We start from the raw sequence: 25535 nt of genomic DNA on the forward strand, positions 1-25535 counted from the left end.
TGACTACTGACTATTGACCAACGTCAAACACTAGTGGTCGTACGTGCTAGAGCGTGCGGAACTCGGTGCCGGAGATCCACCATAGCGGTCGCCTTCAATCTTGTCAAGGACCTTTTCTGCTTCATAGCCCTTCAGACGGGCTTGTTCCGGATACTTCCAGAACAAGCGGGTGATGAGCTTGCCTTCGACCGTGTAGTATTCCCAGACCATGCCGTCGGCGGTTTCGTGATCGGGAGGTCCCCACAGGAGGTTCACCATGTCGGTCGTCATGCCTTCTTCGATGTAACCCTGCTTGAAGGTGTTCTGCAAGTGCTTGTCGATGCCCATGCTTTCCTTGGAAATGAAGTACTCGCGTTCGTATTCGTTCTGGCCGACGCCGCGTTCAATCAGCACGGGCGACGAATACTTGCTATTCGTACATCCAAAGAGCATGAGTGCACCAAAGGAAAGTGCGCACAGATGGGAAAATTTCATTGGATCTCCTTGTATTTGATGACCACAAAATAAGAATTTATTGCGCAAGTAGCTAAATAATTTTTAGATTTTACACTGAAATGAATAAGATTAGCGCTTTGTTTAAATTTATTTTACTTAATATCGCGATTTGGGGCTCCGTGAGTATGGCTGCGATGGGGGTGGACCAGTCTAATCTGGTCGGACTTCGCTATGGCCCGAATCTTTCGTGGGGCGGCATGATGAATATGCCGATTGTCTGGGGACAGTGGGTGCCGCAGGCTACGATGGGTATGCGCTATACATGGCTCGAGCCTCTTGGACCGCTGAATTACGGTGCCCCGCTTGGCTTTGCTTCGGCATACCTCAAGATGGATGCTTCTGTCGAAGTGTCTCCGTTCTATGGTGGTTTCCGCGCGGGGATGGGACTTCGTCCGTTCAAGGTGAATCCGCAAATTGAATTCAATTTTGTTTATGAAAGTTACTTCTATTTCAACTCCAACTTGGAAATGGTCAATACCGATGTGAAGGGCAAGGGCTATATTGCTGAAACTTGGAATTCCGACTACATTTTTGACAATGTGGGGCGCTCGTCCATGTCGGGTTTTGACTATGCGCAGCTTTTTGACATGAGCATTGATTTCAGTTATTCTTTGCCGCATGGAGGTGTAATTGGTTTGGGCGCCCATTACGTGCTGTCTGACATCAGTACGGATTTCGAAGGTAAAAGCTATGACTATGAGCGAAATATCCCCGTGTTCAGCCGCGATTACATCATTGAACTCCAGAGTTTTGGGCGCTTCCCGGTGACGGACTTTGTGTCAATCGTTTACGACGGGCTGTATCTTAAGACAGGGCTTCTGCGCAGCGGCGGAAATGTCAAGAAGGAGTCTTTAAGCTACCGCATGATGCTCTTGGGAACCCATTTCACATGGAAGGATGGACTACGTAACATTATTGTGAAAGCGGGTCTGTGGAAACGCGACAAGAGCCGTTTCTACAACGGTTCATTCGCTCAGCAGTTGCTTGTTCAGTTTGAGTATAAGGGGTATTTTTCTTTCCCCTTCCACAGCAATTTTTCCAAATAACTTGGGAACAGGCAAGAGAATTTTTGGTTTCTTAGGCCTTTGCAACGGGTTGGTCTCAAGAACATGTTTCGGGTAAGCTGAACTTATCCAAAGGCTTCCGCTGTAATCATCGCTAGACAAACTTGCAAGCGTCGGGAGCAGTTCACCCGCAAACGATTTCCAGTTGGTAACGGAAATATAGCGAGCTTTTTTGGAGGCTCCCCGCATGACGATTTTTTCAGGATTGGGGAGGGTGTCGACAACGACGCTCCACCAGGTGTTCGAAACAGCCGTTGAAAGCACGTTTGGGGTCAGTTCTTTTTTCGTAGAATCTGGACACTTGAAATAGCCGTTTGCCAAGAGTTCCAGGTCGTCGAGCTTTAAAGGGGTCTTACCGATGTTTTCTCTAAGGTGGTGCAACCCGAGCTGCCTTTTGACCTTGCCTTCCTCGAATTCCATGTAGCGGTACTTACCTGCTGTGATGTAGCTGAATGATGGGCTGTCACTCAGTTTCACGAAAAATGTATCAAGCGCATCGCTATGGTGGCGCCATTCGATAGAGACTTTGGTTTTGTTTTTCTCTTCGTTGACGAACTTACCATCGATATTGACAATTAAAGAAGAATTGGCTAAGAGGTGTGGGCAGATGTGATTATTGCCCCCCTGTGCCATTAACGGAATTATCGAAATGCAGATGACGGTAATCGCCAATTTTGCGCTTGGAATCATGCAACTAAAATAGATAATTTATGGGAAAGTTGTTGGCATATAAAGTTAAAGTTATGTAAAGTTGTATAAAAAGAAAACCCCGGCCCATCCCAATGGCTGAAGGAAAGGCCGAGGTTTATGTTTTTTCAGGAAGAAATGTTTTTGTTTGCACTTGTCACCCCGGCCTGTCATCCCGGACTTGTTCCGGGACGAGGGTCGGCATACGCGGACTAAGCTTCTTCTTGGATAGCTTCGCCTTCGCCGTCTTCACCAAGGTCAACGGCGTCATTTTCACCAAGCTTGAAGAGTTCCACATCCTTCATGCTTTCGCGAATCTTCTGTTCAATCTCGTTGCAGAGTTCGGCATTATCCTTCAAGAAGAGGCGGGTGTTTTCACGGCCCTGACCAATGCGTTCGTTGTTGTAGCTGAACCAGGAACCGCTCTTCTGGATGATGTCGAGTTCGCAGGCGAGGTCGAGAATGGAGGCTTCGCGAGAAATGCCCACGCCGTAGAGAATGTCGAATTCGCACTGGGTAAACGGAGCTGCGACCTTGTTTTTCACGATCTTCACGCGGGTGCGGTTGCCGATGACTTCTTCGCCGTTCTTGATGGCTGCGATGCGACGGATGTCGATACGCTGCGTGGCGTAGAACTTGAGGGCATTACCGCCGGTGGTCGTTTCCGGGTTGCCAAACATCACGCCAATCTTCATGCGGAGCTGGTTGATGAAGAGCATGCAGGTGTTTGACTTGGAGAGAATGCCGGTGAGCTTGCGGAGAGCCTGGGACATGAGGCGAGCCTGGAGGCCCACGTGGTTATCGCCCATTTCACCGTTGATTTCTGCCTGCGGCACAAGGGCTGCCACAGAGTCCACGACGATGATGTCGATGGCGCCGGAGCGCACGAGCGTTTCGGCGATGTCGAGTGCCTGTTCACCGGTGTCCGGCTGGGATACGAGGAGCGATTCGATATCGACACCGAGCTTGCGGGCGTAGACTGCGTCAAAGGCGTGTTCAGCATCGATGAAGGCTGCCACGCCGCCGAGTTTCTGCGCTTCGGCGATGGCGTGCAAAGCAAGTGTTGTCTTACCAGATGATTCCGGTCCGTAAATTTCAATGATGCGTCCGCGGGGGAAACCGCCTACGCCAAGAGCCATGTCGAGCTGGATGCAGCCCGTCGGGATGACGGGGATGTCTTCGACCGGCTGTTGTCCGAGGGCCATGATGGAACCTTTACCGTAATTCTTTTCAATCTGGGCGATTGCTGCTTCGACTGCCTTTGCTTTTTCGCTGGAAAGGTTGCTGGTGGGTGTTGTTGTTTTCTTAGCCATTTTAGACTCCGTTTTATCTTTGTTTTTTGTTAATATACTAATTAGTGAACTTTTGTGCAAGTGCTTTTTTGGCTATTCAGCAAAAAAAGAAGCTTGCTCATTATCTTATACACGCTTTTTTCACGGATTTGGCCTCGATTTCCTGCAAAAATTTCGCAAAAAGCTTCATTTTGCAAACTATTGGCGACACACATCCATACTGTACCCACGGGTTTTCCCGGTTCAGCACCGGTTGGCCCTGCAATTCCCGATGTAGCAACCGCCCATTCGCAGTGGAATTTTTGGCGGGCGCCTTCGGCCATGGCTTTTACGGTCTGTTCGCTCACAGCGCCGTATTTTTCAAGGATTTCATCGCTGACACCAAGCATTTCGTGCTTGACTTCGTTCTGGTAGGCAACGATTCCACCCTTCAAAATCGCAGAAGAACCCGCTTCGTTGACAATGCTCGATGCGATAAGCCCGCCTGTGCAGGACTCTGCCGTCGCCATCATCTCACCGCGCTTGATCAGTTCTTCCTTGATCTTCATGGCTAGCTCGTGAATTTCGTGTTCGATATTGATTGTTTCGTTCATCATTACACCCATAAGTTAAAAACATTAAATGTCAAAAACAGACATTTTAATAAAATTTTTAAAAAATTGTCATTCCCGGCTCCGACCGGGAATCTCTAACGTGTGTTCTCATTTTGTCATTCCCGGCTCCGACCGGGAATCTCCATCATGTGACGCAAAAATTAAATAAATTCCAGCCTTTGCGTCTCTTTGCTCTAGCGTTGCACGTATAAACTTTTTTCTATATTCGCCCTCAATGATAGCAAAAACCTTCATAATGGCGCTTTTGGTGCTTTGTTCGTCTCTTTTTGCAGAGGCGGCGGCGTCGGTTGCTGTCTCCGACTCGGTTCAGCGGAGTGCGCCCGATTCTACCCGCAATGTTGTGGAGGCTGCTGCAGAGTCCGAAGAAGAGTCCGATGACGATGATATTCCAGAACCGCCTGCCGATGAAAGTTTCGAAGTCTCCACGACTCCGCTTGTGAAGGGCAAAACGGGAATTTTGGCAATTGATACGCTCCCTGTGAACGAATGGGATATTCCGACAAAGCACAATTCTCTCAAGTACGCCATGCTTTTTAGCCTTCTTCCCGGTGGAGGTCAGTACTACACGGAGCATTACGTCCGTGGCGGGTTCTTGACGGGTATCGAGGGCTTGTTGATTTATGACATTTTTTTCAACAGGTCGTATCAGCGTGATAGGCTTTTAGACCGTGCTCGTCCCTTCCAGGATTCTGTCCTGTATTTCACGACGAAGGTGCTTGAAGCTCGTAAAAACAATGCCTCCCGCGATAGTATTGCCAGGTACCACGCAAAGCGTCTAGAATTCCTAGAGCGCGTCCGAGCGCAGAGCGACAAAAAAATGGAACAGGAAGATGTCCGCAAGGCGGAAGTTGCCTGGCTCATCGGAGTTCACTTGTATGGTATGTTCGATACCTTTGGCATTTGGTATAACAATAACCATCGCAGTACTGAATATCGTGATATGAAAACTGCGGTTCTTTGGGCTTTGTTGCCTGGCGGCGGGCAGATATTTAATCGTGATTTTGGTAAAGCTGGCTTAGTTTATATGGGCATCCTTGGTGCCGTGGCTAGTGTTTCTACATCTCAGAATATGGTCAATTATTACCTTGACCGTAAACACTTGGTCGAAAAAGAAAGTCCTAAATCCGAAGAATTTGAACGCATTCAGGAACGCGTAACGTACTATCGAAAGAATCGCAATACGTATATTTGGGGCGGCGTGTTAATTTACTTATACTCTATCGCTGATGCCGCTGTAGATGCGCTTCTGAGCGATTTTGACAGCCCCTTGCACATGGCGGTCCTCCCGAATTTAAACGGGGGTGCCCAAGCCGTCATGTCGCTCGATTTTTAAGCTTTTTCCATCTTGAGCGCAGGCATTTGTATGCCATCATGGATCTTCGTGAACGTCCCATGGTACATCCCGTCTGCGTTACGAGTAAATTCAAAACGCGTTACCATGGCGTATGTGAACATTCCTTCAACAAAGACCTCGTCTGGCAGTCCGCAGCGTGAATGCTGTAGCGCGGCGATAACTCCAGCGTGCGTGATGCATAAAAATTCACCGTTATCCGGTAGCGTGTCCAAGAATTTCCCGGCGCGCTCGTCAATGTCATAAAAGTTTTCGCCTTCAGGGAAACGGAATCCGCGAAGGTTGCTTGTCCACGCGTGCATCTCTGTGCGGGGAACTTCCGTCAGCTTTTGGCCTTCCCATGTCCCGAAGTTGAGCTCGATAATTGCGGGCTCTTTTTCGACAGGGAGTCCAAGCAACTTTGAGGCCTTGTCTGCAAACTTGGTGCAGCGGATAAGCGGGCTCGAAAAAAGGCGTGTCGGTTTTGCGTTTGCTTCAACGAGTGCCTGGAGTGCCTTGTCTGATTCTTCTTCAAATGTGTGGGAGACGTCAAAGTCCAGTCTACCGTAGCAAACATCGTTAGGATTGTATGGCTTAGTGTGTCGTATCGTCCAAAGAATCATAATGGGTTTTGAGCTCGCTTTGCTTTGAGTAACTAATCATGCCTTCGGTACCCAAATATAGCTCAAAGCACGGAGTGCGACCTCGCTGCTGATGGGTTCGTAAACCGACCTCACGCCTAAAATGAAAAAACGCCCTTGGCGGGCGCAATATAAAAAAATCCTAGGCTACCTGAGCACATAAAGATCCGCAAGTCCGTTGCTGCTTTCGCCCTGGCGAGTTGCCCGCAAATAATCATTGCGCAGGGCCTAGGAACCTTAAATATAGAATTAAAACGCTTTTTTTTCAAGTCCTTTGGTGTTTTATGTGGAACAATCTATCCCATATTATACAGGGACTGTGTGATAACTCTTAAAAAGTGGTCGAATTTACCCCGTTTTTTGTATTTTCTTCGTAACTAATGTTTTACTGTTAAATATTTGTTACTATATTCAGTATTAGGTGTTTGAGGTTTTAGATCTTAATTGTTGAGGTCTGTTATGAAAAAAGGAAAATTGTATTTGAGAACATTTTTGAGCACACTGGCGGCCGCACTAGGGCTGGCAGTTCCTGCTATGGCAGACGGTGATGATTTGCCCGAAGTTGATCGCGAAATCGTCAAAATGGATCCGCTTTATTTTAAAGGCGTTGATCCTGCGGATGAAGATGAAAACCAGCGCCTCTGGAACGAACTTATGAAGTATAAGCTCTGGGGGACTGATTCTGTTGTTTTCAATAACATTAATTTTAAAATTGAAGAAACTAGCGGCTATACAGGAACTGCTAAAGATAAGGTTATCTTTAATAATGGCGACCATACGCTAGGTGGTCCAATTATATCGGGTAAGGATTTGCAATTTAGTTACCCGAATTCAGGTGCTGATAACGATTACTTACTTGGTGGTCCTGTTCGTGCTGGTTGGCTTGTTCTTCCTGGTTGGTATAGTTTTACAAATGTCAAATATGAAGGAACCTATTGCTTCGAACATCAAGTCTTTTTTGATTCTCCAGATCGTTTTGCTTCAGATGTCTCCGTTGCAACAGAAATTGCAAGAAACTTTATAAGAAATGTTCATAAATCAGGTGGTAAAATATATGCAGATTGGGATTTACCCTCTACAGAAGTTTCTGGAAATCCTGGTATCCCTGGCTTGCCTGGCTTGAGAAGAAATTCTGATTCGCAAGACGCTGATTATTTAGCTGGAACTTTAGACGGAACTTATTCTGAATGCCCTACTGATGTTCCTCAGCCGGATAGAAATCTTACGGTTCCTCTCTTAGATGAATCCAAAATAGATTGGGAAAATGCTGATGAAATCATCATGAATTCGAGTTATCCGAATGAAATCCAGTATATTCAGGTCCCGCCAATAACAAAAGAAGAGGCCAATAGTAAACATACCTGGTATGATAAGTTTGTAAAAAATATTGCAATTGGTTATCAAGGAGGAACTTCTACTGGAAAACAACTTTATATCTTGATGCCCTCCTCACAACATAATGCAAATAAAAAACAGGGGCGTTTGACAAGAGTCTTTTCAAGAGATGGTTTTAATTTTGAAAATTCAGCCAATGATACTAAAATTAGGGTTGTCTATGTCAATAAAGAAGCTAAATGGAATGATACAGAAAAGAAATGGGAAGATTTTGATTTAAGTCTGTCAACTATTCCTGCTGATTCTGTTTATGCAGGAAATTTGCTGTTCTATACGACAAAAGATATAGACTGGAATGCCATGATTGATATTGGTTATCAGGGAACTTTCATGACGACCGGTCGATTTACAATCAAGGATCATATGAATCTTGCTGGGCAGTTGATTGCAGGTAAGACGCTTTGGTTTGAATCGGATGTTAATGGCCGATTCCACTACGTTCCGTTCAACTCTCCCGAAATCAAGACAAACGTTTTTGCTGGTAACAAGTTCAAGGAAAAAACGGATTATTGGCATAACATGGAATTCGCCTTGACGGATACCGCACATACCGAGGTTTCTTTTGACTATTGCTTTGCGTTTTTCGGTATTGATCTTGATACGACTGGGGGGGCGTATAGTAATATCAAGGAATCGGGTTCTTTTGCCGAACCTGCTGACTTGGGTATTACAATCGCAGAAACGGACGGTGTAAAAACCAAAACTCAGTCTAATACTGAACAAAAAATGCCGCTTTGCCATCTTGGCGAGTCTAGACACATCGTTATCAAGAAGGGCGAGCGTAAGCCGACCGTTCCTGAATATTCTTCATGGCTTCACGTTGTCGATGATGACAAGATTGAAGGCGATGAATACATGTTGTTCAAGATTATGAATTTGAATGGTGCCGTTATCTCGGGTAACAAGTTCGAAGGTGGCCTCTTGGTCAAGCTTGTGGATTCCAACAACAAGCCGCCTCACTTCGTGGATTTGGAAAAGACTAAACTTGCTGTTCCTGAAAATGCAACAAAGGCGATGGCCGGTAAAATCAAGGCCGAAGATAACGAAGGCGACGCTTACTTCTACGAAATTACGGGTGGTACGGCTCAGGATTTGTTCGAAATTGGCCTGACGACGGGTGTTGTAACGATGAAGGCCGGTGTGGAACCGTTCGATTACGAAGAATGGAAAAAGGCTGGTACAAAGTACACGATTAAGGTGGAGCTTTGCGATACCAAGGCAACCTCGTTCAATACTTTGCTTTGCACGGACGCTACTTTCACGATTGACATTACGGATGTGAACGAAAAACCTTACTTCGATTACGCCGATACCGACAAAAAGCAAATTTTTATTGCTGAAAACGAAACGTTCGCTTCGGATGCGGTCAAGTATAATGATTACGACACTTATGCTGGTGCAATGAGCCCGTTCTTTAAAAACAGAGTCGATATTATCGCTGGCGATGTCGATGTCTTTGACGTGACTCCGGGTGGTGGCCTCCACACTAAGGAAGGCGTTGTTCTTGATTACGAAATGAAGAATACGTACAAGGTGACGCTCAGAGTCCATGACGATAACAAGGATGCTACTACTGGCGAATATATTTATCCGGACCTTTACGATGATATGGAATTCACGGTTGTCGTGACGGATGTCAATGACGGCCCGAAGTTCGATTATGCCGCCTACAACGCTTCTGTGGATGAAAATTCTCCGGAAGGAACCTTGGTGAAAATGGACCACGCCATCAACGCTACGACAACGCAGATTGGTGCTACGATCACCTATACCTTGCTGGATGAATCCAAGTCGTTCGTGATTGACCCGAATACAGGCGTCATCTCGGTCGGCAAGGATGTTGTACTCGATTTTGAAACGAAGAATGTCTATGAAATGAAGGTCGTTGCTTCTGATGAATCCGGTATTGCTAATCAAGTGGTACAGACCGATACCGCAAAGGTTACCATTAAGCTCAATGACTTGAACGAAATGCCGATTTTTGTGGACCCGGTCGAAACGATTACATTCCCGGAAGATACCAAGAAGGGTGCGACAATCGCAACACTTGCTTTTGATGACTTTGATAAGGCCGCTAAATTCCGCGATGACAGGTTTGAATGTGCGGATTGTGAAGAAATGGGTTTCTATCTAGATCCGGAAACGGGGAACCTTGCTATCACGCGCAAGTTCGACTTCGAAACCGATGAAAAGGTGTATGACTTGCAGATTCGTGTCTATGATGCCTCTGGCAGGGAAGATCTTTCTGTTACAGGTTCCATTACGGTTGAACTGACGAACGTAAATGAACCTCCTTATCTGGACGAAATTGAATTCACAGTCTCTGAAAGTGATTCCATTGGCTCTGTTCTCAAGAAGAATCTTACAGCGACAGATATCGATGGCCCGGATATTGTGTTCACTTTCCACGTGCTGGATGGCACTAAGGAAGTTAATGCAACTAAGGAATTCAAGCTGGATCCGGTGACTGGCAAATTTACGGTTGCTTCTAAGCTTGATTACGAAACAAAGGAATCTTATTCGATTCGCGTTCGCGTCAGGGATGAGCATGACGGCTTCTCCGATACGACTGTGACCATCAAGGTTGTTGACGTGAATGAAGCTCCGTCTGTTGTTGTGGATACGGTCTACGTTCGCGAAGACCAAGTCGTCAAGGAACCTTTTGGAACTGTCAAGACTGACAAGGACGATCCTGATATCAAGAATCCTGATTTCCGCAACAATATATACGACAACACCGATAAAAGTGACGTTGTTTTCGTGAAGTCTAACGGCGACGTGGTTCTCCTGAAGCCGGTAGACTACGAAACGGATTCCGTTTACGTGATTAACGTTCGCGTGACCGACAAGGATGATCCGACATTGACCTCGACCAAGAAAGTCGTTGTCAAGGTGAAGGACGTCTACGAAAAGTCTACGGTTATCATCACCCGTGTCGAAAGCAAGGACTCCATTTACATCAAGCCGGATTCCGTATTTACAAATGCTCCGGTTGTGAATATCGAATGGACTGCCGATGGGAGGGCGAGGTACAGCGACGATACGCTCCATTTGGGATGCCAGACAATCACCAAGACGTATAAGGATCCGACCAAGAATGATCCGGGTTCTGCATCCGTTGTTGTTTGCTTCAGCACCGCAGCTCCGGTTGTGACCGTCTCTGCAAATGGCAAGGATGTTTCTGCAGATAACATTTATACCGTTGTCGAAAAAGCGACAAAGAACGACAGCGCTATCTATGTAAATAGCAAAAAGAATGAAATCAAGGTGACCGTCAAGGATACGGCGTCCAAGGTCTCGAAATCCTTTGTTGTAAATCTGGACCTGGATACCATTTCTGTATCTTCGAATGAATTCAAGAACATCAAGGGCATTGCCGAAACCAAGGTCGCTCGTAAAAAGAAGGAATCTTCGGAGATTACGACAACACGTGAAAACGAGTCCTATACCAAGAACTCCTACACCGAAACAATCAATGGAATCAAGACGACTATTACGTACTATACCGATAGCAAGGGCGAAGATGTCAAACGCACCGTAGTGAATTCTTCGGGCAAGACTGAAAAAGTCGCTGTTATTGAAGTCTCGTATAAGGTTAAGATTGATGGCAAGGAAGTGACCGTTTCTTACTATGCCGATGCGTCTACAGGTGAACGCGTGAAGCTCCAGACGGGTCTTACAGATAGCGAGTCTGTGCTTTCTGCCGACGGTAAGGATGTTAATGGTTCGTACAAAGTATCTTACTCCTACACGGATAAGAACGGCAATACCGTCGATGTCTCGTATTACCTTGACGAAAAGGGTAACATTGCCAAGAATAACGAAGGCAATATCGGCTATAACGTAGGCTATACCTATGTGAACAAGTTTGGCAACACCGCGAAAAAGGATGTGTTTATCGTTCTCGACCAGAAGGGACCTGTCGTAAAGATTAAGACTCCTTCTATGGACGATGTCCTCTCCTCTAATTTCGTTGAAGTTGTATGGACTGTGAACGGCGATGAACAGGATACGCTTCGTGTGCAGGGCCTTGACAATGGTCCAAATACGATTGTTCGTGTGTTCCGCGATAAGGCTGGTAACGAATCAAGCGATTCTGTAAAGGTCATGGTCAAGAATGTGAAGGCGATTGCAATCGATGTCGAAAAGCCGGTGACGATTGTAGACCGCGATTCCATCGAAAAGTACTATGACAAGAACCCGCCCAAGGATAACCAAACTTACGGCGTGACATTCTATAACTACAAGGAACAAGCTGAAACAGAAGCTATTGTCGGTATCAAGGGCAAGTCCAAGGATGGGTCTGGTAAGGAGCCGTATCCTGGCCTGGAAGAACATCTCGGACCGACACTCAAGGTTGAAGCTCGAGTTCCGGTCGTGAATGCCCTGGGTGGACTGGCAACCTTGGATGACATTGTAAGTAACGGTGGAATGGTCGCCGTGGAAGGTGTGGACGCTGCGAACGGTAAAAAAATGCCGGTTAGCGAATACGTTGAAAAGTATTGCACGGATGAGTTCAAGAAGGAAATGACTTCGGACTACAGCAAGATGAATCTGTACTGGACCACGCTTAGAGTCAATGTCTGGGTGTACACGAATACGGGAGAGTTTGTCAATCATTCGCGCTTTGATTACGACCTCAATGATCCGGACTACGTGAACGAAGCTGGACTCCTGAAGTTCTTCTACGAGATGAAGCCCGATAAGAACGGTGACGTAAGAAACGATGATGGACGTCTTTACGGTACGGGCGCCTATCTCTTCAAGACCGAAGTCAAAATGACCTCCAAGCTCCGTTGCACGCTCCCGCCGATTAGCAAGGACGAGGCCAACAAGAAGAAGAACGCTATTCTCAAGTCTAGCGACGAACTTCTCAAGAGCTTCGGTTATAGGCGTCCCGTGAATAAATAGGTGAATCGCTTGTTGATAAATTGTAGGGTGGAACTTTGGTTCCACCTTTTTTGTTTTCCGGTTCTATAGGGAACGTCATATAATACGCATGAAGTATATTAGGGATTTATGTTCCCCAAAAACGGCAAAAATGGTACTTTTTTCTTACATTTTTTTCAAAATTTCTTATTGCATATATAAAAGTCATTACTATATTTCTAAAAAATATTAGGATGTTTGGGGAATAACTGTGGCAAATTGGATGCATACGATTTGCTGTAGCAAAAGGAGCGTTAGAATTTATGTGGTTTGGCAAAACAAGTCTTAAAGCAGCGGCCCTGGTCTTTGTGGGCGTGGTTTCGTCTACATTTGCGCAGGCACCATTAGATATCAGTGCCGACGACTGGAATTACCTCTCCAACTTTAAGCTTTGGGGAACTACGGGGATTGATACCAAAAACAGACCTGAATTTTATGATTCCAGATTTTACGATCGTAAAAACGAAAGCGATTTTAGCGGGTATACAGGCGTTGATCCTGATACGCTAGGTTGGGTCGGTACTGCTAAGGGTGATTTGACTACAGATGAAGTCGGATGGTTTGATGGTCCGATTATTGTGGGTGGTGCTGTTACTGTTCCTTCTGGCTACGCTGAATCGCGTAGAGCTTATCTCTTAACTGGCCCTATTCGTACTACGGGGGGGATTGGCAGTGCTAGGAGTAGAGGAACCGTGTGCCAGGGAACCAATAAATCGGGTGCTTGTGCCGACGTTCCTGAAGTTCGTCCAAATTTGAGTGTTCCGGGATTGAAGGGGGCGACTTTGTCCGGAACATTAAATGTTAGTGGACGAACTGTCCTTAATGTGAGCGACTATTGCGCTGAAAATCAAATTTGTGACCTTTTCTATAATTCTATTAATTTTAGTAATGATAGCCGATTGATTGTCCAAATGCCTGGTCCTAAGGGGCAGCCTACACGTATTTTTACCAATAGTATTAATTTTGGAACCCACCCTGAAATTGTTGTGGCCTATCAGGGAAAAGGCGAACTAGAACTGAAAGAATATGACGGCAACTTGCTGATTTATTCTAATGGGGATATCAATTTTGATAATACAGATAATGTACCTATTATGGGTACGATTGTCAGTAGGGGTACAATAACGCTGGGACGCAATATGATTTTTGCGGGACAGTTTATTGCTGAAAAAATTAAAGTTGGTAACGAAATTAAAGCTGAAACATTTGTCTTTAAAAAGTTTGACCCGAAGATTGAAATTTCTGTAGGAAACAATTCTAAGAAGATAAAGGAAAGTGATGTTTGGGAACCTATTGAAATCGTTTTGAGCGAAGCTTCCAAAAAAGAAGTGTCTTTTAATTATTGCTTTGCATTCAATAGACCAGAAGGTGTTCATGGACAATATGCTGGACATGATGATGTCGGAGCTAAGGATGCAACCCATGCGTTCCCGATTTGCGGTGTTAGCAAAACGAAGGTGACTATTCCTGCTGGTAAGACAAAAGCCGAAGGTATTGCTATAAAGCCTTTGATCGATGGCTTGGTTGAAGCTGACGAAGCACTTTGGTTCCAACTTTCTGATTTGGAAGGTGCTGAAACTACATCTGAATATGAAGCTGATTTAGGATACAAAATTTTCATTGTAAGTAACGATGAATTCCCAACGGTTAAGACTGCCCTTAAATTTGATGTTAATGAAGATGAAAAGCATACGTTCGCTAAAGCTGAATTCCAGTTCCAGCATGCTACACAAAATTTTGCTTCTGTTATTATAACCAGCCTTCCGAATAAGGGTTCCTTGGTTTTGAATGGTACAAAACTTACTTCTGCTGGCTCGGGTATAACTGTTGCTGTTGCAGATCTTGGCAAACTTACGTACCAGGCTGCAGCCAATGAATTTGGTAATAATTACGCTACCTTCAAGTATAAAGTTGTCGGTGATGGCCCTGCTGGTGGTAACACATCTACGGAATACACGGCTACAGTGAATGTAATTCCTGTTAACGATAAACCGTCTGTTGCCGATGCTGCTTTTACCGTGAATGAATTGGATCATGCTGTAGCTGGTGGCCCGATTGTCATTACAGACGTTTCTAACGAAAGAAATGTAGATACATACACCTATAAGTTGGTAACTAATAAGGGTGACTATGCTGCATTCAACAACTTGTTTGAAATCAGCAAGTTGAGTAACCAGAACGCTACGATCAAGGTCAAGAGCGGTGCTGTAATTAATTACAGTCAAAAGAATAAGTATGTTGTTTATGCGACTGTAACGGATGATGCCGTTACAGAAACAAAGGTTGTGAACGGTCCGCAGACTTCTGAACAGTTTACGATCACGGTCACTATCAAGAACGAAAATGATGCTCCGACTATTGGGAACCAGACCTTTACTATTGCTGAAAAACAGGATAAAGCTCCGAATATAGGAAAAGATTGGCCGAGCGGTACGAGTGTTGGCAAGGTTACAACTGCAAAAGACCCTGACGGTGATCCGTTGACTTACAGCATCATAACTACGGGTGTTCCGTTTAAGTTTAACAATGGTTCTAACGAACTTGTTATTACTGATGGTAGCGTGCTTGATTTTGAAACTAAGCCGACATGGACTTTGAAGGTTCAAGTTTCAGATGGTGAACTCTCTGCTCAGGCTACGATTACTGTGAAGCTTACGGATGTGAATGAACCTATTGATGAACCCGTTTTGCCAAGAGAATACTCTGTTTACGAAAATACGGATGAACATCCTGCAGTTACATCTATTGGTACGTTTACAGTCTTTGACCCCGATGCTGGCGATGTATTGACCTATTCGATAACGGGAGCTTTGACGGGTGCCGCTGATGCAACTATAGCGTTAAAGGATTTGTCTGATATCTTTGAGCTCAAGGATACTAAAAATCCTAATGGTACAAGAACAGTCTTGATTAATGTAAGGAATGCGTCTTTGCTTGATTACGAAAAGCTCTACATTAGTAGCAAGGGGAATGCGACGTATCAGGCGACCATCACTATTAAGGACAAGGCTAATCATGAAGTCTCGAAGACAACGAATATTGCTGTTAAGGATGTCAATGAAAATGTTTCTGCAAAGGGAGGAACGTTCTACTTAAACGAACACTATCCGGCTGGAAGCCCGCTGTGTGCTGCAGCGTATAAGGATGATGAAAATAAACCCATTGAATGTTCTGAATATGCACACGTAAAAGGTTCTGATGTAGACCTCTATACGGCTTCTTTCAAGAAGTTGACATATAAGATGTCTGCAAATAATACTGGAGACATGGCTGAAGCTGCTAAAAAGTTTACTGTAGCTAATGATGGTAGCTTATATTCTAATTACGATAAATTTGATTTTGAAACTGGCGTGACAAAATACACGTTCTATGTGACTGTATCTGATGGAGAGTTCTCCGCTGATGCAAAAGTTACTGTGGTAATTGATGATATTAAAGAGCCTGAAATCAATCTTGATACAAAGGGATCTGCAATTGTTAAGGAAAATACTCCTTCAGGTCAAGAAGTAGATGATTTCGCTGCCATTGATGATGAAGACGTGCGTGCTGAATTGGACAAGATTAAGGGAAAAATTTCTTACGACATTGACCAAACGGCTAGCGCCAGTGCAAAGGGACTCTTTGAAATTGATGACCAGATGGGTATTATTACCGTTAAGCCGGGAGTCACTATTGATTTTGAAGCGATTTATCCGAATGTTGAATATTCAGTCAAGGTTGTTGCATCTGGAAAGAATGCTGATGGTGCAGATGTGAAGGTTAATATCGACAGAAAGATTATTGTCGTTGATGTTAACGAAAAACCGGCAATTACAGGAACTTCTCAAGCAACCCAGAATAAGCTTCCTACTGGTGTAACAAAGAAAGATCTTGAAATTTATGTTCCTGAAACATGGACTAGTGCGGATGATGTCTTTGGTAAAGTTGATGCCACGGACCCGGATAATGCCTATGGTTCGTTACCGCATCCTTATGGGTTTAATATACTGACCTATAAGGTTGAAAAAATCAATTCTGTTGAGGGCAGTACTGAGTTCCCGTTTGAACTTAATCCCAATACTGGCGCATTTACGGTTGCTGCTGGTAAAGAACTCGACTATACAAAGCAGAAAAAATATGAATGTGTTGTAAAGGTCATGGACCGTTCTTTGGATCCTGAAAATCCATCTCAGTCTACAACCGCAACGATTGTTATTAATGTCTTGGATAAAAATAGACCTTCTGAATTCAAGGTGTTGACAAATCCGTACGATGTTGACGAAAATGTGGATGTGGGAACGGTGCTGTCTGGCGAGCCGATTGTCGTCTATGACGAAGATGATGCCGATTTGGATAAATTGAAAATTACAATAACAGATAAAGATGCTACGGCCGCTATTGATGCTGCAAAACTTTTCGAAGTGGTTCAGGTGGGTGAGACCGATAGCGATCGCTTGAGCAAGTTTGTTATCAAGACTAAGGCAGGCATTGATTTCGAAGCGCTTTACAAGACTCTGGAATCTGATGCTGTATTCAATGTTACTTTGACCATTGTGGATACTGAAGGGAATAAGACTTCGCAGGATACGAGAATTCGTGTGAATGACGTGAACGAAGAACCGTGGTTTACTAAGACATCTTATGAATTGGCGGTTCGCGAAAACATTGCCAAGGATTCTGTTTTGGGCAAGGCAGAAGCTCATGACCCGGATATTCATAACGCTAGGTTTGGAACACTTTATTTCTCGCTCGAAGGCGCTGATGCCGCTCCGTTTGATATCGGAAGTAATGGTGAAATCTCGGTTACCAAGTCTGCAAAGCTTGATTACGAAAGCAAGAAGAAATATGAATTCTATGCTGTCGTGACGGATAAGAAGTATACAAAGAAGGTTCCTGTAACAGTCAATATTCTGGATGTCGATGAAACTCCTGAATTCTCGGATGTTCCGGAATTGGCTGTTGATGAAAATACTTTGGAGGATGCTAAAGTTGGTGTTGTTGTGGCAGTCGATGACGATTGCAAGAGTGGCAATACTTGCAAGAAGCCCAACTATACGCTTGCTGCTACGGATACCGATGCTGACGACTATAAGTCGTTTAAGATTGATAAAACAAGCGGTACAATCAAGGTGGCTAAAGATAGCATCTTGAACTATGAAGTGCAGAATGAATATTCTGTTCGCGTTGTCGCAACCGATGGTGATGATCCGACACTTTCTACGTATGTCGATGTCACAATCAAGATTAATGATGTGAACGATGCTCCGACTTATGAAAAGAAGGAATATGTATTTGAAATTCATGAGAATGCTTCGGTTGGCGAATTTGTTGGCTCTGTTGTTGCCGATGATGAAGATACATGGAGCAAGCTCACGTACGCCCTCTCGGATTATGAGACTGGTTCCAAGGATGCTACGGCCTTTAAGATTGAAGATGGTAAGATTTATTTGAAGTCTAGTTCCTTGAATTTTGAAACGAAGAAACAGTATCAGGTTTGGGCTAAGGCTACGGATAATGGTGAATCTAAGGGTTTCCCGAACTATACCGCCACGACTCTTGTGACCATTAACCTGATCGATGATCCGGATGGTCCGAAGATTATTGATGATGGTAAGAAGAGCTACGATATTGAAGAAAATACAGTCGATAATAATTCTCCGAACGGTAAGGAAATTGCTTGCTACCAGGTCAAGGATGAAGACAAGGGACAGCTTTCTACTCTTGTCGCTTACGTGACTGATATTGGCAATACGGATGCAGACCGCATATTTGATGCCAAAATGAAGAAGGATAGCCTTTGCCTTATTGTGAAGGACGCTTCTAAGCTCAATTACGAAACGAATAAGCATGTCCACAAAATCACGGTCGAAGTGATGGATGCTGACAACCTTACTGCTAAGGTGGAAAAGACAATCAACATTGTTGACGTGAACGAAATGCCGATTATTTCGGGTAACAAGACCTTATCGCTCTACGAAAACAAGGGTGAAGGTTATGTGGTTGGCAGACTTTATTCTGACGACATTGATACGTCTAAGGTGTTTACCGATAACGTGTTCAGTGCTATAGGTGGTGATACTGATTTGTTCACGATTACCGAAGATGGCAAAATCAAGACTCTGCGAGATTTTGACTACGAAAAGGAAAAGGTACGCACATTTGAATTGGAAATCGCTTTGTCTGATAGAAATAAGACGAAGTATTCGGAGCTTACCACCAAGACGACGATTGCAATCACGTTGAAGGATGTTCCGGAAGTTCCGCAGATTACGAGTACTGAATTCAGTGTCAAGGAAAATCCGCCGGCTGATACCCTTATCGGTATTATCGAAGCGACTGACCCAGATGGCGAAAGCGAATTCCTCTTCTCGCTTGCCGAAGAAAGCCCATATGTGACCGTTAAGCCGAATGGCGAAATTCGAGTCAAGGAAGGCGCTGTCATCGACTACGAAAAGATGCAGAAGTTTACGATTACGGTAACGGTCAAGGATGCTGACGGTCTTGAATTTGATGGTGATATCGTCATCAATGTCATTGACGAGAACGAACCGCCGAAGATTGAACCGCAGGAATTCACATTCCCGGAAGATTCCAAGCCGGGCACCAAGAAGGGACCTGTCGAAGCCAAGGATCCGGATACGAAGAACAAGAAGTTCAACGACTTGAAGTTCTATCCGGTGGAAGAAAATGACAAGTTTGAAATCAAGTCCAATGGTGATATTGTCTTGAAGGGCGAACTTGACTACGAAAAGGAAAAGTCCTACGTAATCAAGGTCTATGTGACGGATGGCGAATTTACCGATACAACGGACATCACTGTCAAGGTGGGTAACGTCATTGAAAAGTCTCAGGTCGAGATTACCCGTGTTGAAGCTGGCGATTCTGTGTACATTAAGCCGAACAAGGAAATCTACACGAACCAGGAAGTCATCGAGGTGGAATGGACCCAAGATGGCAAGATCATGACGAGTCTTGATACCTTGAAGGAAGGCTGCCAGAAGATTATCAAGTCTTACAAGGATTCGAGCAAGGATGTGGCTGGCGCAGACACTATCGAAGTGTGTTACAGTACTGCTGCTCCGAAGGTCGATGTCGATGCTACAAAGACGATTGTCTCTGCAGACAACATCTATACGATTGTTGAAGGCGTAGATAAGAAGGACTCTTCCATTTACGTGAATAACAAGACTAAGGATGTGAAGGTTACGGTAGAAGATACTGTTTCTCATTACAAGGAATCTTTCAACGTGACTGTTGTCCTGGATACAATCTCCGTGGCTGACAAGACTGTGAAGGAAATGGTTGAAATTTCCAAGTCCGAGATTACTCTTGAAAAGAACCCGAAGTCTAGTGCCAAGACCACTCCGATTGGCGACAAGAAGAAAATCTCTTATGACAAGGTTATAAATGGTGATTCTGTGATTGTATCTTACTTTGTCGATAATGACGGTGAAATCATTAAGACCGCTGTTATGGACGAGTCGGGTGAAAAGAGCGATATTGTCGTGATTGAAGTTTCCAAGGTTGTCGATGTCAAGGGCAAAAAGGTTGTGGTCTCCTATAAGGCTGATGCAGAAACTGGCAAAATCCTTTACGGGGATTCCGAAGGCAACTTGATGTATGACGTGCCGAAGTCGTCTAGCAGCAAGGATTCTTCAAAGGAAGAGAAGAAAAATGCTGATTTGAAGACTGGCGTGGGTGCCTTCACTGTGACCTACGATGCGAAGGGTGTCGAAGGCAACAAGTCTACGGTCTCTTACGTCATTGACGAAAAGGGCAAGATTGTCGCTAACGATGAAGGTGACAGAGGTTATCTCGTAACCTACACTTACACCAACAAGTATGGCAACTCTGCAGATAAGTCTGTGTTCATGGTGCTCGACAAGGTTAAGCCGCTTGTCAAGATTCTCACTCCGTCTGATGGCGATGTGGTTTATGCAAACTACGTGGATGTTGAATGGTGTGTCGCTATTGACGGTGATGAAAAGAACTGCGTCAAGCAGGATACTTTGAGCTTCCAGAGCCTTGAAAAGGGGCCGAATGTCATCAAGCGCGTTTACCGTGACAAGGCCGGTAATGAGACTATCGCCGAAATCAATGTGATGATGAAGAAGGCTAAGGATGTAAATATCAATCTCGAAGAGCCGATGGTTATCGTGTCTATTGACTCTGTCAACAAGTACTACGAAAGCAATCCGCCGGAAGAAGATCAGAAGTATGCGGTAAGCATCCTTAATCCGAAGACCCAAACGGAGTCCGAAGTTATCAAGGGCATGGCTAATGAGTCCAAGGAAGGCTCGGGCAAGGAGCCGTATCCTGGCTACGAAGGCCATATCGGTCCGACAATCACGGTGGATATGAAGTTGCCGATTGTAAGCGCAGTTGGTGGTCTTGCGACTTTGGACGATATCATTGTCGGAGGCAACATGATTCCGCTGGAAGGTGTTGATGCTGATAATAGTGAAAAGATGTCCGTCGAGGAATACGTTGAAAAGTACTGCTCTACGGAATTCCGTGAAGAACTCGGCAAGGATTACAGCAGGGCAAGACTTTATTCTACAAGTGCCCGCGTGACACTCTGGTTCTACACGACTGGCGGCCAGTTCGTAGACAAGTACCGTTATGATTATGATATTGATGATCCTGATTTCGTAGACAAGGCTGGTCTCGTAAAGATGTTCTTCGAAATGAAACCGGATATAAACGGTGAATTGAGAGACAAGTCTGGACGTCTCTATGGTACAGGTCCGTATATCGTGAAAACCAAGGTCGATATCCGTTCGAAGTTGCGTTGCGCAGTTCCGCCGGTTGCCAAGTCTAAGGCTGGTGACGTGCTGAAGTCCAGCGACGAAATGTTGAAGCGCTTTGGTTATCGTCGTCCGGTACTTCGCGGAAACGAAAAAGCCTCCTCTTCTTCTAAAAAGGAAGAAAAGAAAGATTCCAAGAAGTAAAGTCTAACGCTTAACGCAGAATCCCGATCAGCACGAGCTGACCGGGATTTTTTTTCACACCCACAATCTACAATCAACTAGTATCTAGTAACTCTCCCAAAAAACTTAACTATCTTTTTTACTAAAAAAGAGGTCTTATATGGGTATCGAAGAACGTTCCACATTAGTATTTGCAAGTGGTGTTGGCCGAATCAAGGAAGAAAAGCCGAAGGCAAATCGCCCACAGGGGGATGGTGTAGTACGAATTTCCTTGAAACGCCTTGGCGGCGGTAAAATGGCTAGCGTGGTATCTGGCGTACCGATGGACGAAGATGAACTCAAGGACCTTGCTCGTGCACTAAAGCAAAAGTGCGGAGTGGGCGGTTCAGTCAAAGACTTTAACATCGAAATTCAGGGCGACAAGCGTAACGTTCTCAAGACCGAACTTGAGAAAAAGGGCTATACCGTCAAACTTGCTGGCGGTTGACGTGTTTTATGTCATCATTTGCAAATTGTTGCTACTATATTTTTTAAGAAAAAGTAAATTTATTGTAAGAGAATAAATGGAGTGGTCGTATGCTCAAACATCTGTCTTTATCTTGCTTGCTGTTTGCTTTGATGAGCTCTTCAAGCGTGTTTGCCCAAGGAAATAAAAAGATTGGAACTATTGAAAGCGCTCATGATGCCAAAAAGGGTGAACGAAGCTGTGCTCTAGAGGAAATGACCCCTGTGGAAATTCATACGAGCCTTAAGGTTCTGAATTGCTTTAAAACCGAGGATGGCGGGGATGTCGAGCTTACATTGAAGAGCAACTTGAGCAGGCTCACCATTGGTGAAAATTCCCTTGTTAGTATTAACGATGTTGTAGAAAAGGATGGTGACGGAAATTTCATCATCCGCAAGGGGTACATGGGCTTTAAGGTTCAAAAAAATAAAGACCAGAAAGTTGAATTTGAGACAGGAACCGCAGCCGCATCGATTCGTGGTACGGAAGGCTTCATCGGTGGCTATGACTATGCTTTTTTTGCGGGTTTGAAAAATGGAAAACTTTTTATTCAGCCGAAAAATAGGGATTCCCTTGAAATTGGCGCTGGCGAGACTGTTATCGGTAAAGGTGAATTTTTAGTTTTGAAACTCAAGTCTTCTGGTGATATGGATTTTGCTAAGTTGCTGAACAAAATTATTGCAGATTCTACGCTTTCTTTGGAAGATTTGAAGACTGCAGTGATAAAGGCAGATTCCCTTTATCAGGAAATGATTGCCTCTAAGGCCGCGGCGGCCGTGCCGGTCGCAACGGACAGCGCAATGGCTACGGCTTTGAAAATCCCGCAAATCAAGTATTCCTCTTACGACTCCTTGCGTTGTGTCGCAAATATCAGTGTTTTTGATGTGCAGAAGGGAACCGAAGCCCGCTTGTCGGCTTTGATGGATGGAACTCCGATATCAGAGGTTGCGTTGAAGCGCAACATGTCTAGGCGCGTTGCCTTACGTAGTGGTGTTCATGAATATGAATTTGTCGTTGAAAACGATGCAGGCCGCAATAGCGTTAAGAAAACATTGGGTTGCTATCCGATGAAGCCCTTCTCTGTCAAAATTTTCGGAGAGCGCAATGAAAAAGTTGATATTCCTCCTGCACCTCCAGGTGCCGATGATGTTATCACGCAGATTTTGCAATTTCAGATTCGCGTGCCGGAGCACGATCCGAGTTTCTTGAACAAGGTGACTGTCCGCCAGAACGGCAAGGTTATTTTGCAGGAACGCCTGTCACAAATTCAGAACCTGGACTACCAGATTCCTGTGGAACTGCAGAGAGGCCACAAGAACCGCTTTGATGTGGAAGTGATTCATAAGAGTGGTTATGCAGTTAAGGCGACGAAGGTTTATGGGGCTGGTAAATGATTTTTCGTAAATTCGCTCTAGCATCTGTTTGTGCGATTCCTGCTTTGGCACAAGATTCAACGTGGACGGTTAATGGTTCTGTTTCTGCCGAATTTGGGTATCATTCCGTAGTGACTCAAAAGAACGAAACGAAAGAAGTTTATGTGAACGGAAATGATTCCATTTCCCCGGGCAAGAAGTACAGAAACTATTTTCAGGTTCCTGGAATCTTCGGGGCGTGGAATGCCTATGTCCAGATGGAATCTCCGACGGGGCAAAAAATTGATTTTACTTTGGATGCGTCTAGCGATAAGTGGAACCGTTTTGACCCGAAGTTCGTACAAGCTTCTTACGAAGACCACATGCAGAAGCTTGTCTTGGGCGACATGTATGTTTCGGGTGGGGAATTGTCGCTTGCGGGCTTTGATTTGCTTGGTGCAAGCTATGATTTTAACTTGTATCTGAATAGAACGGCTAAACCTCTGCTTGTGTTTAGCGTGTTTGGTGGTGAAAACCGCGCTCCCAAGCTGCCTTATGAAAGGGATCCTGACCAGTACAATAAGTATATCGGTCTTGATGACGTTGAAGCGCAGACGATGCTGGTTGGCGGTAAGGTTTTCTGGAATGCTACAGAAAATTTTGATGCCACGATTGGTTTTATCGGGAGCAAGGACTATTTGGATGATCCGTTCTTGCGTGACGGAACAAAGGATAACGTAAATCTTTCTAGTCCGATGTTTTCATCGAAGTCTTTCTTTGGCGAAGTTAATGGAAAGGTTCTTGGTGGGCGTGGTTCGTATAACGTACAAATTGGCTTTGGTGGCGCAGACACAGTGAATGTTGTGGCTCATCGCGCCGTGAATGCGGTTTTTGAAGAGGCTGGCCTTGATGTTTCCCGTTTTGCCCAGTTGCGTCGGTTGATGAACAATTCTTCGCTTGTGAATGGAATGAGCCGTGAAGAGCTGGAACTCATTTTTGGCGATAATACGGACATGAACGTGAGTGAAATGCGGGCGGAACTTTCGCGCATTTTAAAGATTGCCCAAGACGCTCTGAAAAAACATCGTGACGAAAATAAAGGCGATCCGACGGAATGGACTGCTCAAAATCTCGCTTTGTCTGGTGCATATAACTGGAAAAAGAATTCAACGATGATTGATGCATACTTCCGCTTTGTGGGCCGTAACTTTTACAGTGCTGGCTCTCCGGACTTGTTGCAGAACTCTCGCCAGTTAGGGGCCAAGTTGGAGCAGGGTATCAAGGATTTTTGGAAATTGAATTTCGGTTATGAACTGAATGTCGAAAATGCGTCTGGACATGGCGATGCGTATAACGTATTTGGTCTTGCCGAAGGTTCCAAACTTGGACTTTTGCCAGGCGCTGATGACGATTGGCTGGAACGGCACGAACAGGATGCATCTAGAACTCTCTATATTCACGATTTTGACTTGAAGAACTCCTTTAAGGTTCGCGATTCCATTGAGGTCATGGCTCGCTATGCGTTGAATTATCGTACGCGTAGCACTCCGCAAAGGCTTCATGGTAATTATATTGCTTCGTCTGGAATTTATTCGGATTCCTGGTTTGACGCTCAAAAGGGTAATCCTACGATTGATGTGAAAACAAAAGACGGAACGATTCAGATAGACTCTGCTCGCTGGGCTAAGTATGCCGCTTTGCAAAATGAGGAATATTTGGCAACGCAGTTTGAAGAACGACTGCTGAAACAGACGTTTGAACTTTCTGCAACGATTCGTTTCCCAAAGAATGTTTTGAAAGTTGGCGGCATCTGGACTTACCGTACCGATATGTCGAAGTTTAATCGGGATGACCTGCTGAATGGCTTTGACTTTTCTGATGAAACTTATGGCATCCTTGGGTATTACTTCCATGGCGGTGATTATCTGGATGCGCGTTATCCGATTTCCCTTACGACGACGGTTGAGCGGATTCGCAATACGGTTTCTATGACGCCGAGATTCAGAGTCTATAACCGTGACGAAATGAGCGAGTTTGAATGGAATCTCATGGACAATGCGGTAATCCAGCTAAATCCCGGGTTCCTGGATTTGATGCTGCATGGAAGCATTCGTCAGAATTTCATGAGCCGTGAAGAAGATGGCAAGGACATGGACGAAATGGAAATGGACTTGGATCTTTCCCTTGGCTTGAAATTCCAGGTGACGGAACGGCTTGGTATTGAATTGACTTCGGGAGCGTTCTTCAACTACCGTCCGGACAATGAGTCCGAAGATTACAGAGACATTTACGGGCTGATCTCAGTCAATTACGATTTCTAGT

Annotated in this window: 12 protein-coding genes and 1 other RNA gene; 7 read left to right on the plus strand and 6 right to left on the minus strand. The window is 44.8% G+C overall.

What is annotated here, in order from left to right; translation table 11 throughout:
• Positions 1 to 30: 30 nt before the first annotated feature.
• Positions 31 to 474, minus strand: a complete 444-nt coding sequence (locus B3A20_RS08325) for a hypothetical protein (protein WP_290763474.1) — start codon at positions 472 to 474, stop codon at positions 31 to 33.
• Positions 475 to 554: 80 nt separating this feature from the next.
• Here B3A20_RS08325 and B3A20_RS08330 point away from each other — a divergent pair, with 80 nt between their 5' ends.
• On the plus strand, positions 555 to 1541 hold the full coding sequence (locus tag B3A20_RS08330; RefSeq protein WP_290763477.1) for a hypothetical protein: 987 nt from the start codon (positions 555 to 557) through the stop codon (positions 1539 to 1541).
• Here the strand turns inward: B3A20_RS08330 and B3A20_RS08335 are convergent.
• The 3 genes from B3A20_RS08335 to B3A20_RS08345 all read right to left on the minus strand — a co-directional run bounded on the left by B3A20_RS08335 (position 1461) and on the right by B3A20_RS08345 (position 4134).
• A complete protein-coding gene (locus B3A20_RS08335; protein ID WP_290763480.1) occupies positions 1461 to 2249 on the minus strand; it encodes a hypothetical protein in 789 nt (262 codons plus the stop codon). The genes B3A20_RS08330 and B3A20_RS08335 overlap by 81 nt on opposite strands.
• A gap of 209 nt (positions 2250 to 2458) precedes the next feature.
• Entirely contained in the window at positions 2459 to 3559 is a 1101-nt protein-coding gene (recA, locus tag B3A20_RS08340) for a recombinase RecA (protein ID WP_290763483.1), read from the minus strand.
• A gap of 41 nt (positions 3560 to 3600) precedes the next feature.
• Complete coding sequence (locus B3A20_RS08345) at positions 3601 to 4134, minus strand: CinA family protein (protein WP_290763486.1); 534 nt, start codon at positions 4132 to 4134, stop codon at positions 3601 to 3603.
• 232 nt (positions 4135 to 4366) lie between these two features.
• Between B3A20_RS08345 and B3A20_RS08350 the strand changes: the two genes are divergently transcribed.
• A complete protein-coding gene (locus tag B3A20_RS08350) occupies positions 4367 to 5485 on the plus strand; it encodes a DUF5683 domain-containing protein (protein ID WP_290763489.1) in 1119 nt (372 codons plus the stop codon).
• Here the strand turns inward: B3A20_RS08350 and B3A20_RS08355 are convergent.
• Together B3A20_RS08355 and ffs are read right to left on the minus strand one after the other, a co-directional pair.
• Positions 5482 to 6105, minus strand: coding sequence for a histidine phosphatase family protein (locus tag B3A20_RS08355; RefSeq protein WP_290763490.1), 624 nt, complete (start codon positions 6103 to 6105; stop codon positions 5482 to 5484). The two genes, B3A20_RS08350 and B3A20_RS08355, sit on opposite strands and share 4 nt — an antisense overlap.
• A gap of 155 nt (positions 6106 to 6260) precedes the next feature.
• An RNA gene (gene ffs / locus B3A20_RS08360) (signal recognition particle sRNA small type) lies at positions 6261 to 6357 on the minus strand.
• Positions 6358 to 6582: 225 nt separating this feature from the next.
• Between ffs and B3A20_RS08365 the strand changes: the two genes are divergently transcribed.
• The 5 genes from B3A20_RS08365 (at position 6583) to B3A20_RS08385 (ending at position 25534) form a co-directional block, all read left to right on the plus strand.
• The gene (locus tag B3A20_RS08365) at positions 6583 to 12429 is read left to right on the plus strand and encodes a cadherin domain-containing protein (protein WP_290763493.1); all 5847 of its coding nucleotides are present in this window, start codon (positions 6583 to 6585) and stop codon (positions 12427 to 12429) included.
• Between the two features lie 281 nt (positions 12430 to 12710).
• A complete protein-coding gene (locus B3A20_RS08370) occupies positions 12711 to 21377 on the plus strand; it encodes a cadherin domain-containing protein (protein ID WP_290763496.1) in 8667 nt (2888 codons plus the stop codon).
• A gap of 139 nt (positions 21378 to 21516) precedes the next feature.
• Positions 21517 to 21843, plus strand: a complete 327-nt coding sequence (locus tag B3A20_RS08375) for a stress response translation initiation inhibitor YciH (protein ID WP_290763499.1) — start codon at positions 21517 to 21519, stop codon at positions 21841 to 21843.
• Between the two features lie 89 nt (positions 21844 to 21932).
• Positions 21933 to 23255 carry a FecR domain-containing protein gene (locus B3A20_RS08380; RefSeq protein ID WP_290763502.1) on the plus strand — a complete coding sequence of 441 codons (1323 nt, stop codon included), beginning with the start codon at positions 21933 to 21935 and terminating at the stop codon, positions 23253 to 23255.
• Positions 23252 to 25534 (plus strand): hypothetical protein, encoded by a 2283-nt coding sequence (locus tag B3A20_RS08385; RefSeq protein WP_290763505.1) that lies wholly within the window; start codon positions 23252 to 23254, stop codon positions 25532 to 25534. The genes B3A20_RS08380 and B3A20_RS08385 overlap by 4 nt, the downstream gene beginning before the upstream one ends.
• Position 25535 lies beyond the last annotated feature (1 nt).

The sequence above is a fragment of the Fibrobacter sp. UBA4297 genome, assembly GCF_002394865.1.
Classification (GTDB): Bacteria; Fibrobacterota; Fibrobacteria; order Fibrobacterales; family Fibrobacteraceae; genus Fibrobacter.